Annotated in this window: 15 protein-coding genes and 1 pseudogene; 10 read left to right on the forward strand and 6 right to left on the reverse strand. The window is 71.7% G+C overall.

Annotated elements, in window-relative coordinates; all coding sequences use genetic code 11:
• The first annotated feature begins 280 nt into the window (after positions 1–280).
• The 5 genes and pseudogenes from I8N67_RS07025 (at position 281) to I8N67_RS43760 (ending at position 3,987) form a co-directional block, all read left to right on the forward strand.
• Complete coding sequence (locus I8N67_RS07025) at positions 281–1,096, forward strand: oxidoreductase (RefSeq protein WP_200301716.1); 816 nt, start codon at positions 281–283, stop codon at positions 1,094–1,096.
• A 64-nt stretch (positions 1,097–1,160) separates the two neighbouring features.
• A complete protein-coding gene (locus tag I8N67_RS07030; RefSeq protein WP_234045251.1) occupies positions 1,161–2,213 on the forward strand; it encodes an NmrA family NAD(P)-binding protein in 1,053 nt (350 codons plus the stop codon).
• A 231-nt stretch (positions 2,214–2,444) separates the two neighbouring features.
• Positions 2,445–3,209 carry a GAF and ANTAR domain-containing protein gene (locus tag I8N67_RS07035; RefSeq protein WP_200301717.1) on the forward strand — a complete coding sequence of 255 codons (765 nt, stop codon included), beginning with the start codon at positions 2,445–2,447 and terminating at the stop codon, positions 3,207–3,209.
• Positions 3,210–3,465: 256 nt separating this feature from the next.
• Positions 3,466–3,720 (forward strand): annotated as a pseudogene (locus I8N67_RS43755) (GAF domain-containing protein); the annotation flags it as partial.
• A 12-nt stretch (positions 3,721–3,732) separates the two neighbouring features.
• Positions 3,733–3,987, forward strand: coding sequence for an ANTAR domain-containing protein (locus tag I8N67_RS43760; protein ID WP_267912681.1), 255 nt, complete (start codon positions 3,733–3,735; stop codon positions 3,985–3,987).
• Between the two features lie 74 nt (positions 3,988–4,061).
• On the opposite strand, the gene I8N67_RS07045 is transcribed toward I8N67_RS43760, so the two are convergent.
• From I8N67_RS07045 to I8N67_RS07060, 4 genes are all read right to left on the reverse strand, one after another.
• Positions 4,062–6,179 (reverse strand): SpoIIE family protein phosphatase, encoded by a 2,118-nt coding sequence (locus tag I8N67_RS07045; protein ID WP_200301719.1) that lies wholly within the window; start codon positions 6,177–6,179, stop codon positions 4,062–4,064.
• Between the two features lie 97 nt (positions 6,180–6,276).
• A complete protein-coding gene (locus I8N67_RS07050; RefSeq protein WP_200301720.1) occupies positions 6,277–6,723 on the reverse strand; it encodes a hypothetical protein in 447 nt (148 codons plus the stop codon).
• A complete protein-coding gene (locus tag I8N67_RS07055; protein WP_200301721.1) occupies positions 6,720–9,224 on the reverse strand; it encodes a molybdopterin oxidoreductase family protein in 2,505 nt (834 codons plus the stop codon). The genes I8N67_RS07050 and I8N67_RS07055 overlap by 4 nt, the downstream gene beginning before the upstream one ends.
• Positions 9,225–9,264: 40 nt before the next feature.
• Positions 9,265–10,479 (reverse strand): baeRF2 domain-containing protein, encoded by a 1,215-nt coding sequence (locus I8N67_RS07060; RefSeq protein WP_200301722.1) that lies wholly within the window; start codon positions 10,477–10,479, stop codon positions 9,265–9,267.
• Between the two features lie 250 nt (positions 10,480–10,729).
• On the opposite strand from I8N67_RS07060, the gene I8N67_RS07065 reads away from it, so the two are divergent.
• Positions 10,730–11,290, forward strand: a complete 561-nt coding sequence (locus I8N67_RS07065) for a hemerythrin domain-containing protein (protein WP_200301723.1) — start codon at positions 10,730–10,732, stop codon at positions 11,288–11,290.
• Between the two features lie 170 nt (positions 11,291–11,460).
• Here the strand turns inward: I8N67_RS07065 and I8N67_RS07070 are convergent, their stop codons facing one another.
• Positions 11,461–11,880 (reverse strand): CBS domain-containing protein, encoded by a 420-nt coding sequence (locus I8N67_RS07070; RefSeq protein ID WP_200301724.1) that lies wholly within the window; start codon positions 11,878–11,880, stop codon positions 11,461–11,463.
• A gap of 197 nt (positions 11,881–12,077) precedes the next feature.
• Between I8N67_RS07070 and I8N67_RS07075 the strand changes: the two genes are divergently transcribed.
• From I8N67_RS07075 to I8N67_RS07085, 3 genes are all read left to right on the forward strand, one after another.
• Positions 12,078–15,236, forward strand: a complete 3,159-nt coding sequence (locus I8N67_RS07075; RefSeq protein WP_372443655.1) for an FAD-binding and (Fe-S)-binding domain-containing protein — start codon at positions 12,078–12,080, stop codon at positions 15,234–15,236.
• A gap of 2 nt (positions 15,237–15,238) precedes the next feature.
• Positions 15,239–17,041, forward strand: a complete 1,803-nt coding sequence (locus I8N67_RS07080; protein WP_200301725.1) for a thiamine pyrophosphate-requiring protein — start codon at positions 15,239–15,241, stop codon at positions 17,039–17,041.
• Positions 17,042–17,117: 76 nt separating this feature from the next.
• Positions 17,118–18,149, forward strand: a complete 1,032-nt coding sequence (locus tag I8N67_RS07085) for an SDR family oxidoreductase (RefSeq protein WP_200301726.1) — start codon at positions 17,118–17,120, stop codon at positions 18,147–18,149.
• Positions 18,150–18,222: 73 nt separating this feature from the next.
• On the opposite strand, the gene I8N67_RS07090 is transcribed toward I8N67_RS07085, so the two are convergent.
• Positions 18,223–18,930, reverse strand: coding sequence for an ANTAR domain-containing protein (locus I8N67_RS07090; protein WP_200301727.1), 708 nt, complete (start codon positions 18,928–18,930; stop codon positions 18,223–18,225).
• Positions 18,931–19,057: 127 nt separating this feature from the next.
• On the opposite strand from I8N67_RS07090, the gene I8N67_RS07095 reads away from it, so the two are divergent.
• Entirely contained in the window at positions 19,058–19,384 is a 327-nt protein-coding gene (locus I8N67_RS07095) for a MarR family transcriptional regulator (RefSeq protein ID WP_200301728.1), read from the forward strand.
• The last annotated feature ends 367 nt before the right edge of the window (positions 19,385–19,751 follow it).

The following is a 19,751-nucleotide window of genomic DNA, read 5'->3' on the forward strand; positions in this document are numbered from 1 at the left end:
TCTCGCGTTCTCGCGTTCTCGCGTTCTCGCGCTTCACGCTTTCGAACGGGCCCGGCGCCCAATGCGCGCCCCGGATCGACACACGCCTGCCCAGCGCCTCGTCCGGCCGCCCCGGACCCCTTCGAGCGCCTCGGGGTGCGCCGAGAGCAGCCGCGCGCAGGCACGGACGACGCTACGGCTCCCCCTCCGCACCGTTCCCCACTCGGACTTGCGCCCGGAAACCGATCGGTTTACGCTGATGGAAACCGATCGGTTTCTCGATGAGCCCAGGAGGTCCGCGATGACCACATACCGACCGACCGCACTCGTGACGGGCGCGTCCTGCGGCATCGGCGAAGAAACCGCGCTCGCGCTGGTCGCGGCGGGTTTCGACGTGGTCGGCACAAGCCGCGACACCTCGCGCGTCACCCCGGTCAGCGGTGTGACGTTCATCGACCTCGACGTGGCCAGTGACACCTCGGTGACCGCCGCGGTCCAGGAGGTGATCGAACGGTTCGGACGGATCGACGTCCTGGTCAACAACGCCGGCGTCGGCTCGATGGGCGCGGCCGAGGAAACCTCCGTCGCGCAGGCCCAGAGCGTCTTCGACACCAACGTCTTCGGCGTCATGCGCATGGTGACGGAGGTCCTCCCGTACATGCGCGGTCAGGGACGCGGACGCATCATCAACATCTCGTCCGTACTCGGGTTCATGCCCCAGCCCTACATGGCCGTCTACGCCGCGTCCAAGCATGCGATCGAGGGCTACTCGGAATCCCTGGACCACGAGGTCCGTGAGCACGGCGTCCGGTCGCTTCTCGTGGAACCCGCCTACACCAGGACCGGATTCGAGGCGAACAGCGCGAAGCCCGACATGCCCCTGCGTGCCTACGAGAAGCAGCGGCACATCGTCGACGGCGTGCTGGCGGAGGCGGTCAGGGACGGCGACGCCCCCGCCGTCGTCGCCAAGGCGATCGTCGCGGCAGCGACCGACGCGAAGCCGAAGCTGCGCTACACCGCAGGCCCCACGGCCGGACGGGTCAGCACACTGCGCCGCCTCGTACCGGCCCAGGCCTTCGACAAGCAGATCCGCAAGATCAACCGCCTGGCCGGCTGACGCGCACGCACCCCCTGCGCTTTGCGAACAGCTGACCTGCCCCCACCAGACAGAGGACACCTTGATGCCCGAGCGCAACCCCATCCTGATCACCGGTGCCGCCGGTGAAATCGGTGGTGTGAGCCGAACGATGGTCGACATGCTGCTCGGACAAGGGCACCCGGTGCGCGCGTTCGTGCGCCAGGACGACCAACGCGCGCACTCGCTCCGCCAGGCCGGGGCCGAGGTCTTCGTCGGTGACCTGCTCACCATCGCCGACGTGAGCGCCGCGCTGAAGGGCGTCCGGCGCATCTACTTCAGCATGAGCCTGTCGCCGTACTACACCGACGCCGTCAGCCTGATGGCCGCGGCGGCGCGGGCCCAGGGCGACATCGAGGTCTTCGTCAACATCTCCGAGTACGAGCAGTCGTTCATGACGTTCGACAAGATGACCGCACCGGAGGAGGAGCGGCGTGCGTGGCTCGGTGGACTCGTCGCGAACTGGTCGCCGCAGCAACGGGCCCACTGGATCGCCGAGCAGGTGCTCGACTGGTCCGGCCTCCCGACCGTCAACATCCGGGGGGCCATGTTCGTCGAGAACCCCCTGATGACCTGGCTGGCGCTGGAGCCGCTGAGCCGCGGTGAACTGCGCCTGCCCTTCGGCGACCACCCGCTCGCGCCCATCGCGGGTCACGACGTGGCGGAGCTGTGCGTGAAGATCCTGCTCGACCCGGCGCCGCACCTCTCGAAGTCCTACGACCTCAACGGCCCGGAACTGAAGGACATGCACGGGTTCGCGGAGGACTACACGGCCGTACTGGGACGCCCGGTCACCTACGTTCCCGAAGACGTCGAAACCTGGAACGAGACCTACGTGGACACGGCCCTGGCCGCGTTTCCGCACACCGCCGAGCATCTGAAGACCCTGACCCGGCTGATGGGCGGCGGCGGGTACCGCGGCGCGACCGACCAGCTGGAAACCCTGCTCGGGCGCCCGCCGAAGACCGTGCGATGGGCGCTGGAGAACCACCCGCGCATCCAGAAGCCGGCGTCCGCCCTTCGGGGCGGCCACGTTTCCCGGCAACACCCAGGGGAAACTCGGGGCGGTGACAGGGTGAACCGACGAGCCGGGCTGTGACGGGCCCGGTGCAGAGAGAAGTTGAGGCGCGGTGATCACCGAGGCCGAGAAGAGGACTGCTTCCCTGTCAGGGCGGGGCCGTCGCGCCTCGCCGGACCCGGCACCGCTCAGTCGCCGACAGCCGGGCCGCCCGCGTGGGGGCGTGGTACGGCCGTGGCCGCTCCGGCTCCCCGTTGTGCCAAGATCGAGTACCGCTCGTTTGTTCAGGTCGACCGTGGGGAGGTGACGCTCATGGCCGGGGACGACGTGTTGGGCGGCGGGGACGCCGAGCAGGAGACGGAATTCGAGCGTGCCCGCATCGCCCACGAACTCATCTCCGCGGTCCGCGGGACACCCCCCTCCGAGGTGCCCGACGCGCTGGGCCACGCCTGTATCTCCCTGCTCCCGGCGGCCTCGGGACTGTCCGTGTCGGTCCTCGGTGACGGCTCGGACATGGGAGTCGTACTGTGCGCGAGCGACAGCGTCGCCGCGCGGCTGGCGGAAATCCAGTACACCCTCGGCGAAGGCCCCTGCATGGAAGCCGTCCGGCTGCACGCCCCGGTGTTCGCCACCGACCTGACCCGCCCCCCGGCCACCCGCCGCTGGCCCCTGTTCGCCATGCAGGCCGCCAAGGCCGGCGCCGAGGCGGCCTTCTCCCTGCCGCTGGCGGGCGCCGGAAACTCCCTGGGCACCCTCGACCTGTACCGCGAACGGGCCGGATCACTGAGCGGCGACCACATCCGCACCGCCCTGCTGGTCGCCGACGCCGTCACGCTCGCCGTCATCGCCCTTGATCACGCTTCCCCCCACCCCGAAGGAGTCGTAACGTGGCTGGCAGGAGCGGAGGCGGACCGGGAGGAGGTGCACCAGGCCACCGGGATGATCATGGTACGGCTGGGAGTGAGCGCCGAGGAGGCGCTGCTGCGCCTGCGCGCGCGGGCCTTCGCCCAGGGCCGCACCTCCACCCAAGTCGCCCGCGACATCATCGACCGCGTCATGGACCTGGGCGATGACTGAACGGCCGGTAGCAGCAATGACGGTGTCCGGGAGGCGGGCATGAACCGCGAGCGACAGCTGGCGCAGGCGTTCGTCGCCCTTTCCGACACCTACGCGGTGGCATTCGACCCGCTGCAGCTCTTCCAGCGCCTGGTCCACACCTGCCAGGAACTGCTCGACGTCGACGCGGCGGCCGTGATGATCGCCGACGCCCGGGGCAGCCTGAAGACGATGGCCGCGACCGACGAGGACGCCGCCTTCGCCGAACTGCTCGCAGGTCCAGTACGGCCAGGGCCCCTGCATGGAGTGCTACCGCACCGGCGAGCCGGCGAGCGTCTTCGACATCTCCGCCGAGTACGAGCGCTGGCCCAGGCTGGCCACGGCCATGGTCGAAACCGGGTACGACTGTCTCCAGGCGGTCCCGCTGCGCCTGCGCGACCGCCCCCTGGGCACCCTCACCCTGCTGCGCAGGCGGGCGGGACATCTGCCGGAGGACGACGTCCATGTCGCCCAGGCCCTCGCCGACTCCGCGACCCTCGCCCTGATGCACTGGTCGACCGAACCCGCCCGCGGCGACGACGTCATCACCCGCGTGCAGAGTGTCATCGCCGCCAAAGCCACCCTGGAGATCGCCAAAGGCATGGTCGCCCAGCACACCGGGCTCACCGTCGGAGAGGCCGCCCGGCTGCTCAGCGCCTACGCGATCCGCCGCCGCGTACGCCTCACCGAGACCGCCTACTCCCTCGTCACCCGCGGCCTGGAACCGGCCGCCGTCGTCGACGGACAGCCCCTGCACTGACCCGGCCCCCCGCAGCAGCGACGGCACGCCGACCGCCACCGCCACCGTCTCCGTCTCCGCCTCGCTCTCGCTCGTCAGGTCGCTTCGGTGCGGAGCACGAGCAGCGCTATGTCGTCGAGCCGCTGCGAAGTGGAGCCGACCTGCTCCAGCAGCTCATCGATGAGCAGGTCCAGGTCGTGGTCGTCCGCGCGGGCGAGATGGTGGGCGAGGTCGGCCATGGAGTCCTCCAGGTCGATTCCCGGTCTTTCGATGAGGCCGTCGGTGTAGAAGGCGAGCATCACCCCCGTGGTGAGCGGGATCTCGGTCACCGGGAAGACGGCCTCGGCGGTGATTCCCAGGAGCGGTCCTGGCTGGACGTCGACGGGACGGGTGTCGTGGTCGGGGAGGCGTCGCAGGGGCGGCGGGTGCCCGGCGCTGGCCAGGGTCGCGCGGCCGTCGGCGAAGTCGAGGTGGGCGTACAGGCAGCTGGTGAACAGGTCGGGGCTCAGATCGGTGAGGAGCCGGTTGGTTCTGGAGAGGATCTCGTCGGGGGGCGTACTGAGGGTCGCGTGGGCGTGGACAGCGGTCCGGACCTGCCCCATCAGCGCGGCGGCGGCCACGTTGTGGCCCTGGACGTCGCCGATGACGGCCGCGACCGCGCTGTCGCCGAGGCGGATCAGGTCGTAGAAGTCCCCGCCGATCTCCATGCCCCGGGTGGCGGGCAGATAGCGGGCGGCGACCCGCAGCCCGGTGACGGCGGGCAGGGTGCGGGGGAGCAGCGCCTGCTGGAGGCCCTGGGAGAGCTCGTGTTTGGTGTCGTACAGGCGTGCGCGGTCGAGAGCCTGGGCGATGAGCCCGGCGAGCGACGTCATGACGGCGCGTTCCTCGGCCGGGAACTCGTGGGGGCTCTCGTAGGACAGGACGCAGCAGCCGACGGGCCGGCCGGAAATGATCAATGGCAGGAAGGCCCAGGCCTGTTTGCCGCTGATCAGCGGGGCCTCCAGGTAGATCCGCTTCATGTCCTGCGGGTGGGAGAAGAAGGCGGGGATGCCGCTGCTGAGGGCGCGCCCGGCCGGGGTGAAGCGGGTGTCGAGGGGCAGGCCGTCGAGGCGGTCGATGGTGCGGGAGTCGTAGCCGCGGTGCCCGATGATCCGCAGCCGGCCCGCCTCGGCGGTGGACAGGACCAGGCCCTGTGCTTCGAAGGCGGGCATGATCTGGTCGGCGACAAGGTCGATGACGTCCTCGACGCCGACGACCTCGGTCAGCGCGGCGGCCAGGTGCGTGAGCTGGTAGAGCTGGCCGGCGCGGGCGGCTGTGGTGGTCCGCGCGGGTTGGCGGGGCGCCGGGGAGGGCGGGCCCGGTGCGCCGCTGGGAACGATACGGACGCTGATGCCGCTGGCGTCCGGGTAGAGATGGAACTCCAGCCACTGGTCGGGGGGTCGGCACGCGACGAAGGAGACGGGCTCGCGGCTGATCACCGCGGCACGGTAGCGGTCCTCGTAGGTGGGGTCGTCGAGCCAGCGCACGGACTGCCACGGCAGTGTGCCCAACAGCCGGTCGGCGTCGATGCCCAGCAGGTCGCGGGCCCCGGAGCTGACGTAGGTGACACGTCCTTCCAGGTCCAGGGCGCAGCTGCCGCCGGGCAGGCGCTCGACGAAGTCGGCCGCGGCCATCGCCGGACGCGCGGGCCTGCGGCCGGTCGCGACGGGGAGTACGTGGGGCCGGTCACCACGGCCGGGGGGTCTGCCGGACCGGACCGCCTCCTCGATCAGCCCGGCCAGCCGTCGGCAACTGGACACGATGTGGCTCTGCTCCCGCCGGGTCGAGTACGGCGGTCGGGTGGCCGGCCACATGAGGAGCAGGGCACCCCACCGCCGGACGCCGACGACCGGCGCGGCGACCAGCACCAGCGGGTAGGGAAGGACCATGGCGGTGCGCGGGTAGGAGTGGGCCATCTCCTCCTGGCTGCCCACCCACACCACGCGTTCCTCGCGGACCGCGTCGGCCATCGGCGCCGGAGCGGCCAGCGGGACCCTCGCCCAGGGGGCGGCGAACTCGGCCGGCGCCCCGTACAGCGCGTGCAGCCGCAGCAGTTGTTCGTCCGGTGTGAGCACATAGAGGGCGCCGATGGACGCCCCGGTCCGGCGCACCGTCTCCGCGAACGCGGTATCCAGCTCGTCGATATCGGTGGCCGGTTCACCCGTGCTGGTCACGAGGGACCTCCAGCGTTCCGCCCGACGTGGTGGGCTTCACCCCTACCGCGACGTTACGCCGCCGTGGAGCGGCCGGCAGGCCGTCGGCCCGTCCTCGTCACAGGCTCGTCAGCGCCTGGGGCGAGAGGTTCTTGATCATGGTGTTGGTCCAGCGCATCTGCCGCAGGGTCTGTGGGTGGCAGGCGGAGGCCAGGGCGAGGAGTGCGTCGTCCCGGGTGGCCTGTGCGACCTGCGCGAGCATCTCCCAGTGGAGCGAGTTCCGCGCGGCCCGGAGGTGGAGGTCCCGCAGGTCGTACAGGAGGAGCAGCGGGGCGGGCTCCGGCGGATCGTCGAGGGGCGCCGGGCGATCGTCGAGGTTCAGGCCCCGGTCGTGGGCGGTGTCGGCCAGGCGCCGGGTGTGTTCGTGGGACCAGTGGGCGAGGTCGGTGGCGACGTGGTGGACCTCGTGGTCGGCACGGTGGCGGTCGGCCACGGCCGTCAGCTCGTCGGCCAGGCGGCTCTCGCCGTGGTGGAGGGCGCGGAGGACGAGATCGATGCCGTTCATCGGGCGTCCTCCCCGTGGCTTCGGCTGTCCCCGGTCGCGTCGGGCGACTCAGGCGACTCGGTGGCGAGGGCGGAGGGGCCGCCCGTGGTGGCCGGTGCGGCGTCTGCGCGGGCGGGGGCGGATGCGGTGGTGGTCGGCGCCGGGGCGTATCGGCCGTCGCCCCGCTCCACCCGGCGCAAGACGGCCGCGGCCGTCTTGAACAGGGGCTGCTTGGAGGCCGGGTCCCAGTCGGTGGTCGTCGTCTCGTTCGCGGCGCGGCCGGGTGTGTCGCCGTCGGGGCCGTGGCCGGCCTCGGTGTCCCAGTAGCCGTAGTGGAAGGGCACGAACAGCAGTCCCGGGCGAATGTCGGTCACGCGCAGCCGGCCGCGCATGGCGCCGCGCGGGGTGGTCACCTCCACCAGGTCCCCTTCGTCGAGTCCGAGGGCTGCCGCGTCGGAGGCGGAGGCCTCGACCCAGACGTCGGGGGCGGCGGCGTTGAGCTGGGGTGCCCGCGCGGTCTTCGTACGGGTGTGGAAGTGGTAGAGGGTGCGGCCGGTCGTCAGCTGGAACGGGTGGTCGTCGTCGGGTGCCTCGTGGGGCGGCAGGTATCCGGCTGCCTTGATCACGGCCTTGCCGTCGGGGTTGAGGGAGCGGTACTCGACGACGTCGTCCGTCGCGCCGGTGATCAGGTCCTTGCCGTAGCTCTCGCAGAGGTCCGGGTGGGCCCAGGTGATGCCATCGGTGTAGAGGCGTTCCGTGCCGTCCGGGGACTGTTCGGTGCAGGGCCACTGGATGCCGCTGCCGCCGCGCAGCCGGTCGTAGGTGAGGCCGGTGTAGTCGCAGGGGCGGCCCGCGCTGCACCGTTTCCACGCCTCGAACGCGGACTCCGGGTCGTGCCAGGTGATCAGCGGGCCGCCGTCCTTGTCGCGGAAGTCCATGCGGGCCGCGTAGTCGAGGAAGATCTCCAGGTCCGGTTTCGCCTCGCCGGGCGGGTCGACGGCCTGGTCGGACAGATGGACCGTGCGGTCGGCGTTGGTGAACGTACCCGTCTTCTCACCCCAGGTGGCGGCGGGCAGCACCACGTCGGCCAGCTGGGCGGTCTCGGTGAGGAACAGGTCCTGTACGACGACGAAGAGGCGGTCCTGGGCGAGGATCGAGCGGATGCGGGACAGCTCGGGCAGGGAGACCGCGGGGTTGGTGCCGCTGATCCAGAGCATGCGGATCGAGCCCTGCTCGGCGTAGCGGAACATCTGCATGGCGTGGGTGGGCGGGGCGTAGTGCGGGATCGTGCTCGGGTCGACGTTCCAGACCTTCGCCAGGTCGGCGACATGGCTGTCGTTCTGCCAGTTCCGGAAGCCGGGCAGGTCGCCGTCGGCGCCGCACTCGCGGGTGTTCTGAGCGGTGGGCTGCCCGTTCATCTGCAGGACGCCGGCGCCCGGCCGCCCGAGCATGCCGCGGATCAGGTGCAGGTTGTTGACCTGTACGGCGGCGGCCGTGGCCTGGTGGGACTGGTAGACCCCTTGCAGCACCGTGGACAGCAGCCGCTCGGCCGTGCCGAGGATCTCGGCGGCCTCGCGGAGGAGAGCGGCCGGTACGTCGCAGATGCCGGCCGCCCACTCGGGGGTGGAGTCCTTCACCCGGGTCGCCAGCTCCTCGAAGCCGACGGTGTGGGCCTCGATGTAGTCGTGGTCGACGCGGTCGGTGCGGATGATCTCGTGGAGGAGGGCGTTGAGCAGCGCGAGGTTCGTGCCGGGGCGCGGCGCCAGGTGGACGGTCGCCCGGCGGGCCACCGGTGTGGGGCGGGGGTCGACGCACACGATGCGGGGCTGGTCGGCGCCTTCCAGCCGGTCGAGGATCCGCATCCACTGCACGGGCTGGGTCTCGGCGATGTTGTGTCCGAACAGCGCGATCGCGTCGGCGTGGTCGAGGTCGTCGTAACTGCCGGGCTGCCCGTCGCAGCCGAAGGACTCCTTCAGCGCCTCGGCGGCGGTGGCGGTGCACAGCCGGGTGTTGCCATCCAGGTGGCTGGTGCCGATCCCGGCCCGGGCCAGCACCGCGAGTGTGTAGTACTCCTCCAGGAACAGCTGGCCCGTGGTGTAGAAGCCGATCGACCCCGGACCGCGCTCGTCCAGCAGCTCCCGGGAGCGGGCCGCGATCCGCTCCGTCGCGGTGGCCCAGTCGCACTCCACGAGGCGCCCGCCTTCGCGGACCAGCGGCCTCGTCAGCCGGTCCGCGGAGGCGTTCGCCTGCCAGCCGAAGAGGTCCTTCGGGCCCAGTCGGCCATGGTTGACCCGGTCCCCCGCGCGGCCCCGGACGCCCGCCATGCGCCCGTCCACGACCGCGATGTCCATCGCGTCCCCGTCCGAGTGCAGGACCGACGCGGTCTGCACCCAGCGCCGCACCGCCGCCGGGTCGACGCCGGCCGCCAGGAAGGTGTCCACGCGGACGGGCCACGGCTCGTGGCGGCCGTAAGGGGTACGGCCGCCCCATGGCCGCGCGATCCGATCCACCGACGCGTCCATGTGCGCCTCCGCGAGTTGTCGGGTGGGGCCGGGGCCGCTGTTACGCCGGGGCCGGTTCGTAGGTCCAGCGCAGCAGGGCTCCCATGCCCCCTGTCGGGATGTCCCAGTTGGTCTCGTCCGACGGAGGTGACGGGTCCGACGGGTCCGACGGGTCCGAGGAGTCCGAGGGGTCCGAGGGGTCCGAGGGGTCCGGCGGAGGGACGACCAGCACGTCGGCGGCTGTGGCGGCGGCAGCGCGCAGCAGCGCGTCGTCCGCGCGTACCGGGGCCGGATCGCTCTCGCCGAGGGTCTGCGCGTCGGTCCGGCGCACCGCCACCTGATCGGGTCGGGCGCCCACCCACGTCTCCCGGCCGAGTTCTCGTCCGCCGGGACGGACGAGCAGGGTGCCGATGCGGTGTTCGCGTGCCGCCTCCACCAGGGCCGGGATGCCTTCCACCGCGTCGGTGGGCCGGTCGCCGCCCACGCGTCCGGCGCGGAAACGGTCGAGTGCCTCGTCGATACGACGGCGGGTGTACGCCTGCCGGGCATGCTCGATGGCCTCTTCCAGGGCGGGGGAGGAGGAGCCGGCCGCGCGACCGCCGTGCTCGGTCTCCACGGTGACCTCACGGAGGGCCGCCGGGAGCTTCTCGTGTACGGCCGGGCGCTCGCGGAGGTCTCCGACCAGCACCACCAGGTCGGCGCCGAGTTCCTCGTACGCCCTGCTGAGCGCCTCGGCGATCTCGCCGGCGTTGCGCTCCCAGGTGTTCTCCACCTTGAGCTGGAAGTGCCGCTCGGACCAGTCCGACGACGTCGTGCGGTGAACGGGATACCGTTTCCCCTCGACCTGCCCCGCGGTCTGCGGGCCGACCGCCCCACGGAGCTGGAAGTCGGCGCCGGTCCGGTCGATGTACGCCACGATGCAGACCGGGTCCTGGCCCGACAGTTCCAGCAGCGGCGTCAGGCGGGGCAGCGGGCCCCAGCAGGTGATCAGGCGCTGCGGTGGGCGGGACAGCCGGTGGCTGAGCACCACCTCGCCGCGGGCGGCGAAGACCACTCGGCCCGCCGGGTCCTCCACAGGCCGGATCCGCGTGAGCGCGTCACGTACCGCTTCCGTGGTCGCGCGGTCGGCGCTTTCCCGCTCCAGCGTCCGGCAGGCCTCGCGTACGGACAGTTCGTGCTGCTTGGCACCCGACTCGTCGTTCCGCGCCGGGCCGAAGTACACGGTGGCCCACGGTCCCGGGCGGTCGAAGAGCGGTTCCAGGAATGACAGCCGCACGTCTTCCTCCTTCCTCGTCCCCGTTGTCGTTCGTCCCCGTTGTCGTTCGTCCCCGTTGTCGTTCGTCCCCGTTGTCGTTCGTCCCCGTTGTCCGCCGAGTGCCCGATGGGCGGCGAGAGACACACGGTGGGCGTGACGCGCGCGCCGACCACCCACGCACTGTTTGCGCCCATGGGGCCAGGGATACACGTTCATCGCATTCCGGCCGCCACAGGACTGTTCCGGTCGTCACGGGAAGGAGATACGCCCCATGGGACATGGTGGAGATGTCATCGCGGAGCTGACCACCGATCACCGCGAGGTCGAGGAGCTGTTCGGACGGATCGAGGCACTGGCTCCGGGGGACAGGCAGCGCGAGGTGTACGCCGAGCAGGCCGTGATCGAGCTGGTGAGGCACTCGGTGGCCGAGGAGGAGTACCTCTACCCGGCTGTGCGGGAGTTCCTGTCGGACGGTGACAGCGTCGCGGACAAGGAGATCGAGGACCACGCCGAGGCCGAACGGACGATGAAGGAACTCGAAGCCGTGGACGCCGACGACCCACGCTTCGACCGGCTCGTCGGCGAGCTGATGACGGAGATCCGCGCGCATGTCCGCGACGAGGAGGACACCCTTTTCCCCCGGCTGCGGAACATGGCCTCCGGGGACGTCCTGATGAAGCTGGGCGACAAGGTCCGCCGGGCGAAGAAGACCGCGCCGACCCGACCGCACCCGTCGGCCCCGGACACCCCGCCGGCCAACAAGTTGCTGGCCCCCGGCGCGGGCATGGTCGACCGTCTCAGGGACACGTTGACGGGACGCGGCAAGGACTGAGGAGGCAGGGCCCGCCGCCGGACCGCCCGGACCGACAGCCCGGACGGACAGCCGGCACGGACAGCCAGGACAGCTCGCTCGGAAAGTGCGCCCGTCGGCCGTAGCCCCGGCCGACGGGCGCACCCGCGCGTCGGGCCCGGTGCGCCGGAGGGTGAACCCCACCTATTCGACTACTTGTTCGACCGTGCCGCGCTGATGTCCCCGAGCGCCGATTCGGGATCGCGTTCCATGGCCAGGTCGCCGAGTGCGACGATGCCGACCGGCGTGTCGCCGTCGACGACGGGCAGGCGGCGTACGGCGTGCTCGCGCATCACCTGTACCGCGCGGCCGAGTTCTTCGTCGGCGCCGACGGTGACGAGTTCGGCGCTGCACACCTGGGCCACGGTCGTCTGGCCTGGGTCCGCGCCCTCCGCGAGCGCGCGGACGACGAGGTCGCGGTCGCTCACCAGACCACGCAGGTGGTCGTGGTCCGTCACCAGGACCGCGCCGATGTCCTGGTCCCTCATGAGCCGGGCGACCGCGGTGACGGACGCCTGTGGTCCGACGGTCACGGGGGACCCGGTCATGATGTCGCGTACATGCTGAGGCATCTGTCGCTCCCATGGTCGCGGCGGTGCCGTTCACCGCTTCACGGCCGCCGGGTACCCGCCCCGCACCCACCTGCACACGGCCCGCGCCAGGAGCCTCGCCGCGCCCCGGGGCGCGCTTCCGGCCGGCGAACATTTACCCGCGCGATGCGGGGGTACCCGGGGCGCGGACACGGTCAGCCGCACTCCATGGGAGGCCCTTGGTGAGCACCGCGCCGACGGAACGCGCGGCCGAAGTCGACGTGACCGGCCTGGCGGCGGCCCTGCGTGAGGAGGCCGACGCCGAGGTCCGCTTCGATCGCGGCAGCAGGGGCGCGTACGCCACCGACGGCTCCAACTACCGGCAGCTGCCGCTCGGGGTCGTCGTGCCCCGGAGTGTGGAGGCCGGGGCGCGTGCCGTTCACGTGTGTACGCGCTTCGGCGCACCCCTCCTGTCGCGGGGCGGCGGCACCAGTCTCGCCGGGCAGGCGACCAACACGGCCGTCGTCATCGACTGGACCAAGTACTGCCACGCCCTGGTCTCCGTCGACGCCGGCGCCCGGACCTGTGTCGTGGAACCCGGAATCGTCCTGGACGAGCTGAACCGGCGGCTGTCCGGCCACTCCCTCCAGTTCGGCCCCAAGCCGTCCACGCACAGCCACTGCGCGCTCGGCGGCATGATCGGCAACAACTCGTGCGGCGCCTCCGCGCAGGCGTACGGCAAGACGGTGGACAACGTGCGCCGGCTGGAGGTCCTGACCTACGACGGGACCCGCATGTGGGTGGGCCCCGCCTCCCGGGCCGAGCGAGCCGGGATCGCCGCCGAGGGTGGGCGCCGGGCCGAGATCTACGACGGGCTGGACCGGATCGTCGCCGAGTACCTCGGGGACATCCGGCGCGGCTACCCGAAGATCCCGCGCCGGGTCTCCGGCTACAACCTCGACTCGCTGCTCCCGGAGAACGGCTTCGACCTCGCCAAGGCCCTGGTCGGCAGCGAGGGCACCCTGGTGACCGTCCTGCGCGCCGAACTGGACCTCGTCCCCCTCTCCCCGTTCCAGTCGCTGCTGGTCCTCGGCTACGGCGACATCTGCCGGGCCGCCGACGACGTGCCTCGCCTGCTGGAGCACTGTTCGCCCAGCCAGTTGGAGGCGCTGGACGGGCGGATGGCCCAGCTGATGCGGGAGGAGCATGTGCACCTCGACTCGCTCAGCACGCTGCCCGCGGGGGAGAGCTGGCTGCTGCTGCAGTTCGCCGGTGACAGCCAGGAGGACGTGGACGAGCAGGCCCACGCGCTGCTGAACGCGCTCGGCCGCACCACGCAGGACCCCGCCGTCGCGTTCTCGGACGACCCCGGCCGCGAGCAGCGGATGCTCTGGGCCCGGGAGGCGGGTCTCGGTGTGACCGCGCGTCCGCCGGACGGCCGGGACACCTGGGAGGGCTGGGAGGACTCTGCCGTGCCGCCCGAGCGGCTGGGCGACTATCTGCGCGATCTGAAGGGTCTGTTCGCCGAGTTCGGCTACGGCCGTCCCTCCCTGTACGGCCACTTCGGGCAGGGGTGTGTGCACACCCGTATCCCCTTCGGGATGCGGACCGCCGACGGCGTGGCGGACTTCCGCCGCTTCCTGGAGCGGGCCGCGGACCTCGTGGCCTCCCACGGCGGCTCGCTGTCCGGCGAGCACGGTGACGGGCAGGCGCGGGGCGAACTGCTGACCCGGATGTTCGGCGAGCGGCTGGTGACCGCGTTCGGCGAGCTGAAAGCCCTGTTCGACCCGGACGACCGGATGAACCCGGGCAAGATCGTCGGCCCGAACCCGGTCGACGGACAGCTCCGGCTCGGCCCCGCCTGGCGTCCCGCCACCTCCGGCACCCACTTCGGCTACCCGAAGGACGAGCACTCCTTCAGCCGCGCGGTGCTGCGCTGCGTGGGGATCGGCAACTGCCGTACTGAGCGGGGCGGGGTGATGTGCCCCTCGTACCGGGCCACGCGGGAGGAGGAGCACTCCACCCGGGGCCGGGCCCGGCTGCTGTTCGAGATGCTCGACGGGCACCCCGACTCGGCGGTCGGCGACGGCTGGCGCTCGACCGAGGTGCGCGACGCGCTCGATCTGTGCCTGGCCTGCAAGGGCTGCAAGTCGGAGTGCCCGACGGGCGTCGACATGGCCACGTACAAGGCGGAGTTCCTCGCCCACCACTACGCCGGGCGGCCCCGTCCGGCCGCGCACTACTCGATGGGCCGGCTGCCTGTGTGGGCCCGGTTGTCCCAGGTCGCGCCGGGATGGGTCAACAGCGTGCTGCACGCCCCCGGGCTCGCCCGGGTGGGCAAGCGGCTGGCCGGAGTGGACGGCGCGCGGACGGCCCCGCTGTTCGCCGGGGAATCCTTCCCACGGTGGTGGCGTGCTCATGGAAGGGGACAGCCGGACCCGGCGGATCCGGCCACCGTCGTGCTGTGGCCGGACACCTTCAGCAGCTACTTCCACCCGTCGGTGGCGATCTCGGCCGTACGGGTCCTCAAGGACGCCGGCTTCAAGGTCGCCGTGCCCGAGGCGCCCGTGTGCTGCGGGCTGACGTGGATCTCCACCGGACAACTGGCCGTCGCCAAGAGGGTTCTGCGCCGTACCCTGCGCGTCCTGCGTCCCTACCTGGACGCGGGCACCCCGGTCATCGGCCTGGAACCGTCCTGCACCGCCGTCCTCCGCTCCGACGCCCCCGAACTCCTCTCCGGCGACGGCGACGGCGACAGTGACAGTGACAGTGACAGTGACGGCAACGGCAACGGCGACGAGGACGTGGCGCGGCTCGCGCGGCAGGTCCGCACCCTCGCCGAGCATCTCGTCGAGCACACCCCCGAGACATGGCGGCCACCCCGGCTGGACCGGAACGCCACGGTGCAGACGCACTGCCACCAGCACGCGGTCCTGAAGTTCGACGCCGACCGCGAACTCATGCGCCGCGCCCACCTCGACGCCGACGTCCTCGACGAGGGCTGCTGCGGGCTGGCCGGCGACTTCGGATACACACACGGGCACCACGAGGTGTCGATGGCCGTCGGGGAACTCGGCGTCCTGCCCGCCGTCCGCGCGGCGGCCCGCGACCGGCTGGTGCTGGCCGACGGCTTCAGCTGCCGTACCCAGATCGAACAGGGCGGCACCGGCCGACAGGCCGTGCACCTGGCCGAGGCACTGGCCCTCGGACTCGACGGCCCGCTGCCCGGCGGACGCCCCGAGCGCCTGGTCCGGCGCCCCGAGGTCCCCTCACGCGCGGCCCGGTGGACGGCCTTGGTCGGCGCCGCCGCCCTCACGACCGCCGTCGGACTCCGCGCCGCGCGGCACTTGACGCATCGGCCGAACAGCCGTGCCCGCCCCACTCAGGAAAGGTTCTGAACATGTCCACGAAGGTCTCCGATCACGTCCTGCGGCGGTTGCGCGAATGGGGCGTGGACCATGTCTTCGCCTACCCCGGGGACGGCATCAACGGTCTCCTCTCGGCCTGGGGCCGGGCGGAGAACCAGCCCCGGTTCATCCAGTCGCGCCACGAGGAGATGTCCGCCTTCGAGGCCGTCGGCTACGCCAAGTTCTCCGGCCGGGTCGGCGTCTGCGCCGCGACCTCCGGCCCCGGCGCCATCCACCTCCTCAACGGCCTGTACGACGCGAAGCTCGACCATGTGCCGGTCGTCGCGATCGTCGGGCAGACCAACCGCAGCGCCATGGGCGGCTCGTACCAGCAGGAGGTCGACCTGCTGAGCCTGTACAAGGACGTCGCCTCGGACTTCTGCGAGATGGTCACCGTCCCCGAGCAGCTCCCGAACGTCCTCGACCGGGCCTTTCGCACCGCGCTGGCACGCCGCTCGGTGACCGCCGTGATCATCCCGGCCGACGTCCAGGAACTCGACTACTCCCCGCCCGAGCACGCCTTCAAGATGGTCCCCTCCAGCCTCGGCCTGTCGCACTACGCGCCGGTTCCGGGCGACGACGACCTGCGGCGGGCCGCCGACGTTCTCAACTCCGGTAAAAAGACCGCCATGTTGATCGGTCAGGGCGCGCGGGGCGCCCGGGCGGAGGTGACGGAGGTCGCCGACCGGCTGGGTGCGGGCGTGGCCAAGGCACTCCTCGGCAAGGACGCCCTCGACGACGACCTGCCCTTCGTCACCGGCTCCATCGGCCTGCTGGGCACCCGGCCGTCGTACGAGATGATGCGGGACTGCGACACCCTGCTCGTCGTCGGTTCGTCCTTCCCCTACACGCAGTTCCTGCCCGAGTTCGGCGAGGCGCGGGCCGTGCAGATCGACATCGACCCGCACATGGTGGGGCTGCGCTATCCCTTCGAGGTCAACCTCGTCGGCGACGCCGCCACGACACTGCGCCGGCTGCTGCCGCTGCTGGAACCGAACGGGGACCCGGCCTGGCGCGAGCGGATCGAGGGCAATGTGGCGCGCTGGGCGGAGGTCATGGAACGGCGGGCCGCCGTCGACGCCGATCCGATCAACCCGGAGTACGTCGCCCACGCCCTCAGCGGTCTGCTGCCGGACAACGTGATCCTGGCCGCCGACTCCGGTTCGGCCGCGAACTGGTACGCCCGTCATCTGACGCTGCGCGGCGACATGCGCGGCTCGCTGTCGGGCACCCTGGCGACCATGGGGCCGGGCGTGCCGTACGCCATCGGCGCCAAGTTCGCGCACGGCGACCGGCCGGCGATCGCCCTGGTGGGTGACGGGGCGATGCAGATGAACGGCATGGCCGAGCTGATCACCGTCGCCAAGTACTGGCAGGACTGGGACGATCCGCGGCTGATCGTCGCCGTCCTCAACAACCAGGACCTCAACCAGGTCACCTGGGAGATGCGGGCCATGTCGGGCGCCCCGCAGTTCCTGCCCTCGCAGTCGATCCCCGACGTCGCCTACGCCGACTTCGCCCGCTCCCTCGGCCTGGCCGGCGTACGGGTAGAGAAGCCGGACGAGGTGCTGGGTGCCTGGGAGAGCGCGCTCGCCGCCGACCGGCCGTGTGTGCTGGACTTCGTGACCGACCCGGCCGTACCGCCCATCCCGCCGCACGCCACCCTGGACCAGATCGAGGCCGCCGCGGCCTCCGTCCTCAAGGGCGACAGCGACCGCGCCGCCATGGTGCGCCAGGGCTTCAAGGCCAAGGTCCAGGAGTTCCTGCCGCACCGCCACCACGCGGGCCGGCGGTGACGGTGACGGACCGGCCCGTCGTGGAACGGGTGGACAGCGACGCCGGGCGTGCTCGGCCTTTCCGGAGGAAATGACCATGACCGAGACCGTCGTCATCACCGGAGCGAGCGCCGGGATCGGCCGGGCCGCGGCCCTGCTCTACGCCCGGCGCGGCGCCCAGGTCGTCCTGATCGCCCGGGGCCGGGCGGGACTCGAGGCAGCGGCCAAGGAGGTGCGGAGGCTGGGCGGCCAGGCCCTCGTACAGGTGGCGGACACCGCCGACGGGCGGCAGGTGGAGCGCGCCGCCGATGCCGCCGAGGAGGCGTTCGGCCCCATCGACGTATGGATCAACTCCGCGTTCACCAGCGTGTTCGCGCCCTTCGACCGGATCACGCCCGAGGAGTACGGGCGGGTGACCGAGGTGACCTACCTCGGCTTCGTCAACGGCACCCGGGCCGCCCTGCGGCGGATGCTCCCCCGCGACCGGGGCACCGTCGTCCAGGTCGGCTCGGCCCTCGGTGAGCGTGCCATCCCGCTCCAGTCCGCGTACTGCGGAGCCAAGCACGCCATCAACGGCTTCACGTCCTCGGTGCGGGTCGAACTGCTCCACCGGGGCAGCCGCGTACACATCACCGTCGCCCAGCTGCCCGCCGTCAACACGCCCCAGTTCTCCTGGGTCCGCTCCCGGCTCCCACGCCGCCCCCGGCCCGTACCGCCGATCTACCAGCCCGAGGTGGCCGCGCGGGGTGTCCTGCATGCCGCCGACCACCCCGGGCGCAAGCAGTACTACGTCGGGGCCACCACCCTGGCCACCGTGTGGGCCAACCGGCTCGCGCCTGCCCTGCTCGACCGCTACCTGGCCCGCACCGGATTCGACGCCCAGCAGACCGACGATCCCGCCGAGCCCGGCCCCGACAACCTCCATGCCCCGCTCGACGCCGCGGCGGGCACCGACCACGGCGCCCACGGCACGTTCGACGACATCTCCCACGCCCGCTCCTGGCAGGCCGCCCTCGCCCGCCACCCGGTCGCCACCGCCGCCACGACCGCGGCGGGCGCGGGTCTGGCCGCGGTCGCGGCGGGTGCCCGTCGGCGGATACGGGCCGATCAGCCAGCCGGGAAGAGGTGAGGCGTACAAAGGGGCAAGGGGTAAGGAGGGGTAAGGGGTAAGGCGTAAGGCGTACAGGCCGTCGGGATACGCGTCAGCCGGAAGCGGCGTCGCCGTCGCGGAGCGCGCCCACCGCCGCGGCCAGCTGGATGCGCATCGCGTCGGGCAGTGGTTCACCGTGCACGGTCGTCAGGACCACGTCGGCGATGCGATGCAGCTTGGTGTTGGTGTTCTGGGAGACCGCGACCAGCACGGTCCAGGCGTCCTCCGGGCTGAGCGAGAACGTGGCCATCAGGATGCCGGTGGCCTGGTCGATGGCCGGGCGCGTGCGCATGGCACGGCGCAGCTGGGTGACCTCCGTCTGCAGTTTTTCCTCGTCCTCGCTCAGGGCGTCCCCCGTCGGCCGGGTGACCGCGAACAGCGGCCACGTATCCGTATTGACCAGGAGTGTCTTCGCCGCTGGGCTGACCGCCCGCACGGTGAGGGTCTTGCCGTGTCCCACCGCGTGCCGCCGCGCGGCCAGCAGTGCGTTCAGCCCGGAGCAGTCGCAGAACGTGACCCGGCTCAGGTCCAGCTCCACGTGGTCCACGGACCGGCTGACGGCGTCCTTCAAGGCTCGCCTCAGCGGTCGCTCGCTGACCACGTCCAACTCGCCGCAGAGCTCGACGGTCACATTGCCGTCCCGCGCCGACGTGCAGACCACCGGCTCGGACGGCGGGGCCGCCCACGGGAGTGGTGACCCATCGGCCGCCGCTGTGTCCGCGGTGTTGTCGGCACGGTGCCGGATCCGTAGCTGTTGCATGGCCGCCTCCACACCGTCGCACGGGCTCTCCCTCAGAGTCCTCCGTCCCACCATTGCACGTCAATAGATACCGGAAATGCAATTCAGGCTTTGAAATGCGCGAATGACGTGTCGTACCCTAGGTCGTATGGGACAAGTGCCTGAGCCGCACAGCGGCTGGACGTTTCTCACCAACCACGCCCGCGTGCTGGCGGCCATCGCGGGCAACCACTCCACCCGCATCCGCGACATCGCGGCGGGCTGCCGGCTCACCGAGCGAGCCGTGCAGAAGATCATCGCCGACCTGGAGGCCGACGGCTATCTCGCCCACACCCGTGAGGGCAGAGCCAACGCCTACCACATCAAGTCGGAGACCATCCTCCGGCACCCGGCCGAAGCCGGCCTCACCGTCGCCGAGTTGCTCGTCTTCCTGCTTCAGCACGACGCCGGCCGCAGCGAACAGGCATCCATCTGAGTCCCTGCTCGGCTCGGGCTCGACTCGACGCTCGGCTGCGGCCACCTGATGCACCCGCGAGGTCCTTGGCCGGCGCTCGGGGGCGGGGCGGCGTGGGCGGGGTGGGTGGCGTGGGCGGGGTGGCGTGGGCGGGGTGGGTGGCGTGGGCGGGGTGGGCGGGGTGCGGTGGTCGGGCACGAGGCGCTGGGCGCGGAAGGCGTCCAGTCCCCGGGGAACGCCTCGTCGGCAGTCCCCGTCAAACTCCGTCCCGCGCACGGTAGTTGACGACCTGCCATCACGAGGTGCTCCGCTATGCTCGGCCCCGTTCGGATCGATGATCTGTTCGAACGAACGACGGCTGGTGGGCGCCCAGTCCGCCGAGAAGGAA

Origin of the sequence: Streptomyces adelaidensis, assembly GCF_016598475.1 — a bacterium.
In the GTDB taxonomy this organism is placed as follows: Bacteria; Actinomycetota; Actinomycetes; order Streptomycetales; family Streptomycetaceae; genus Streptomyces; species Streptomyces adelaidensis.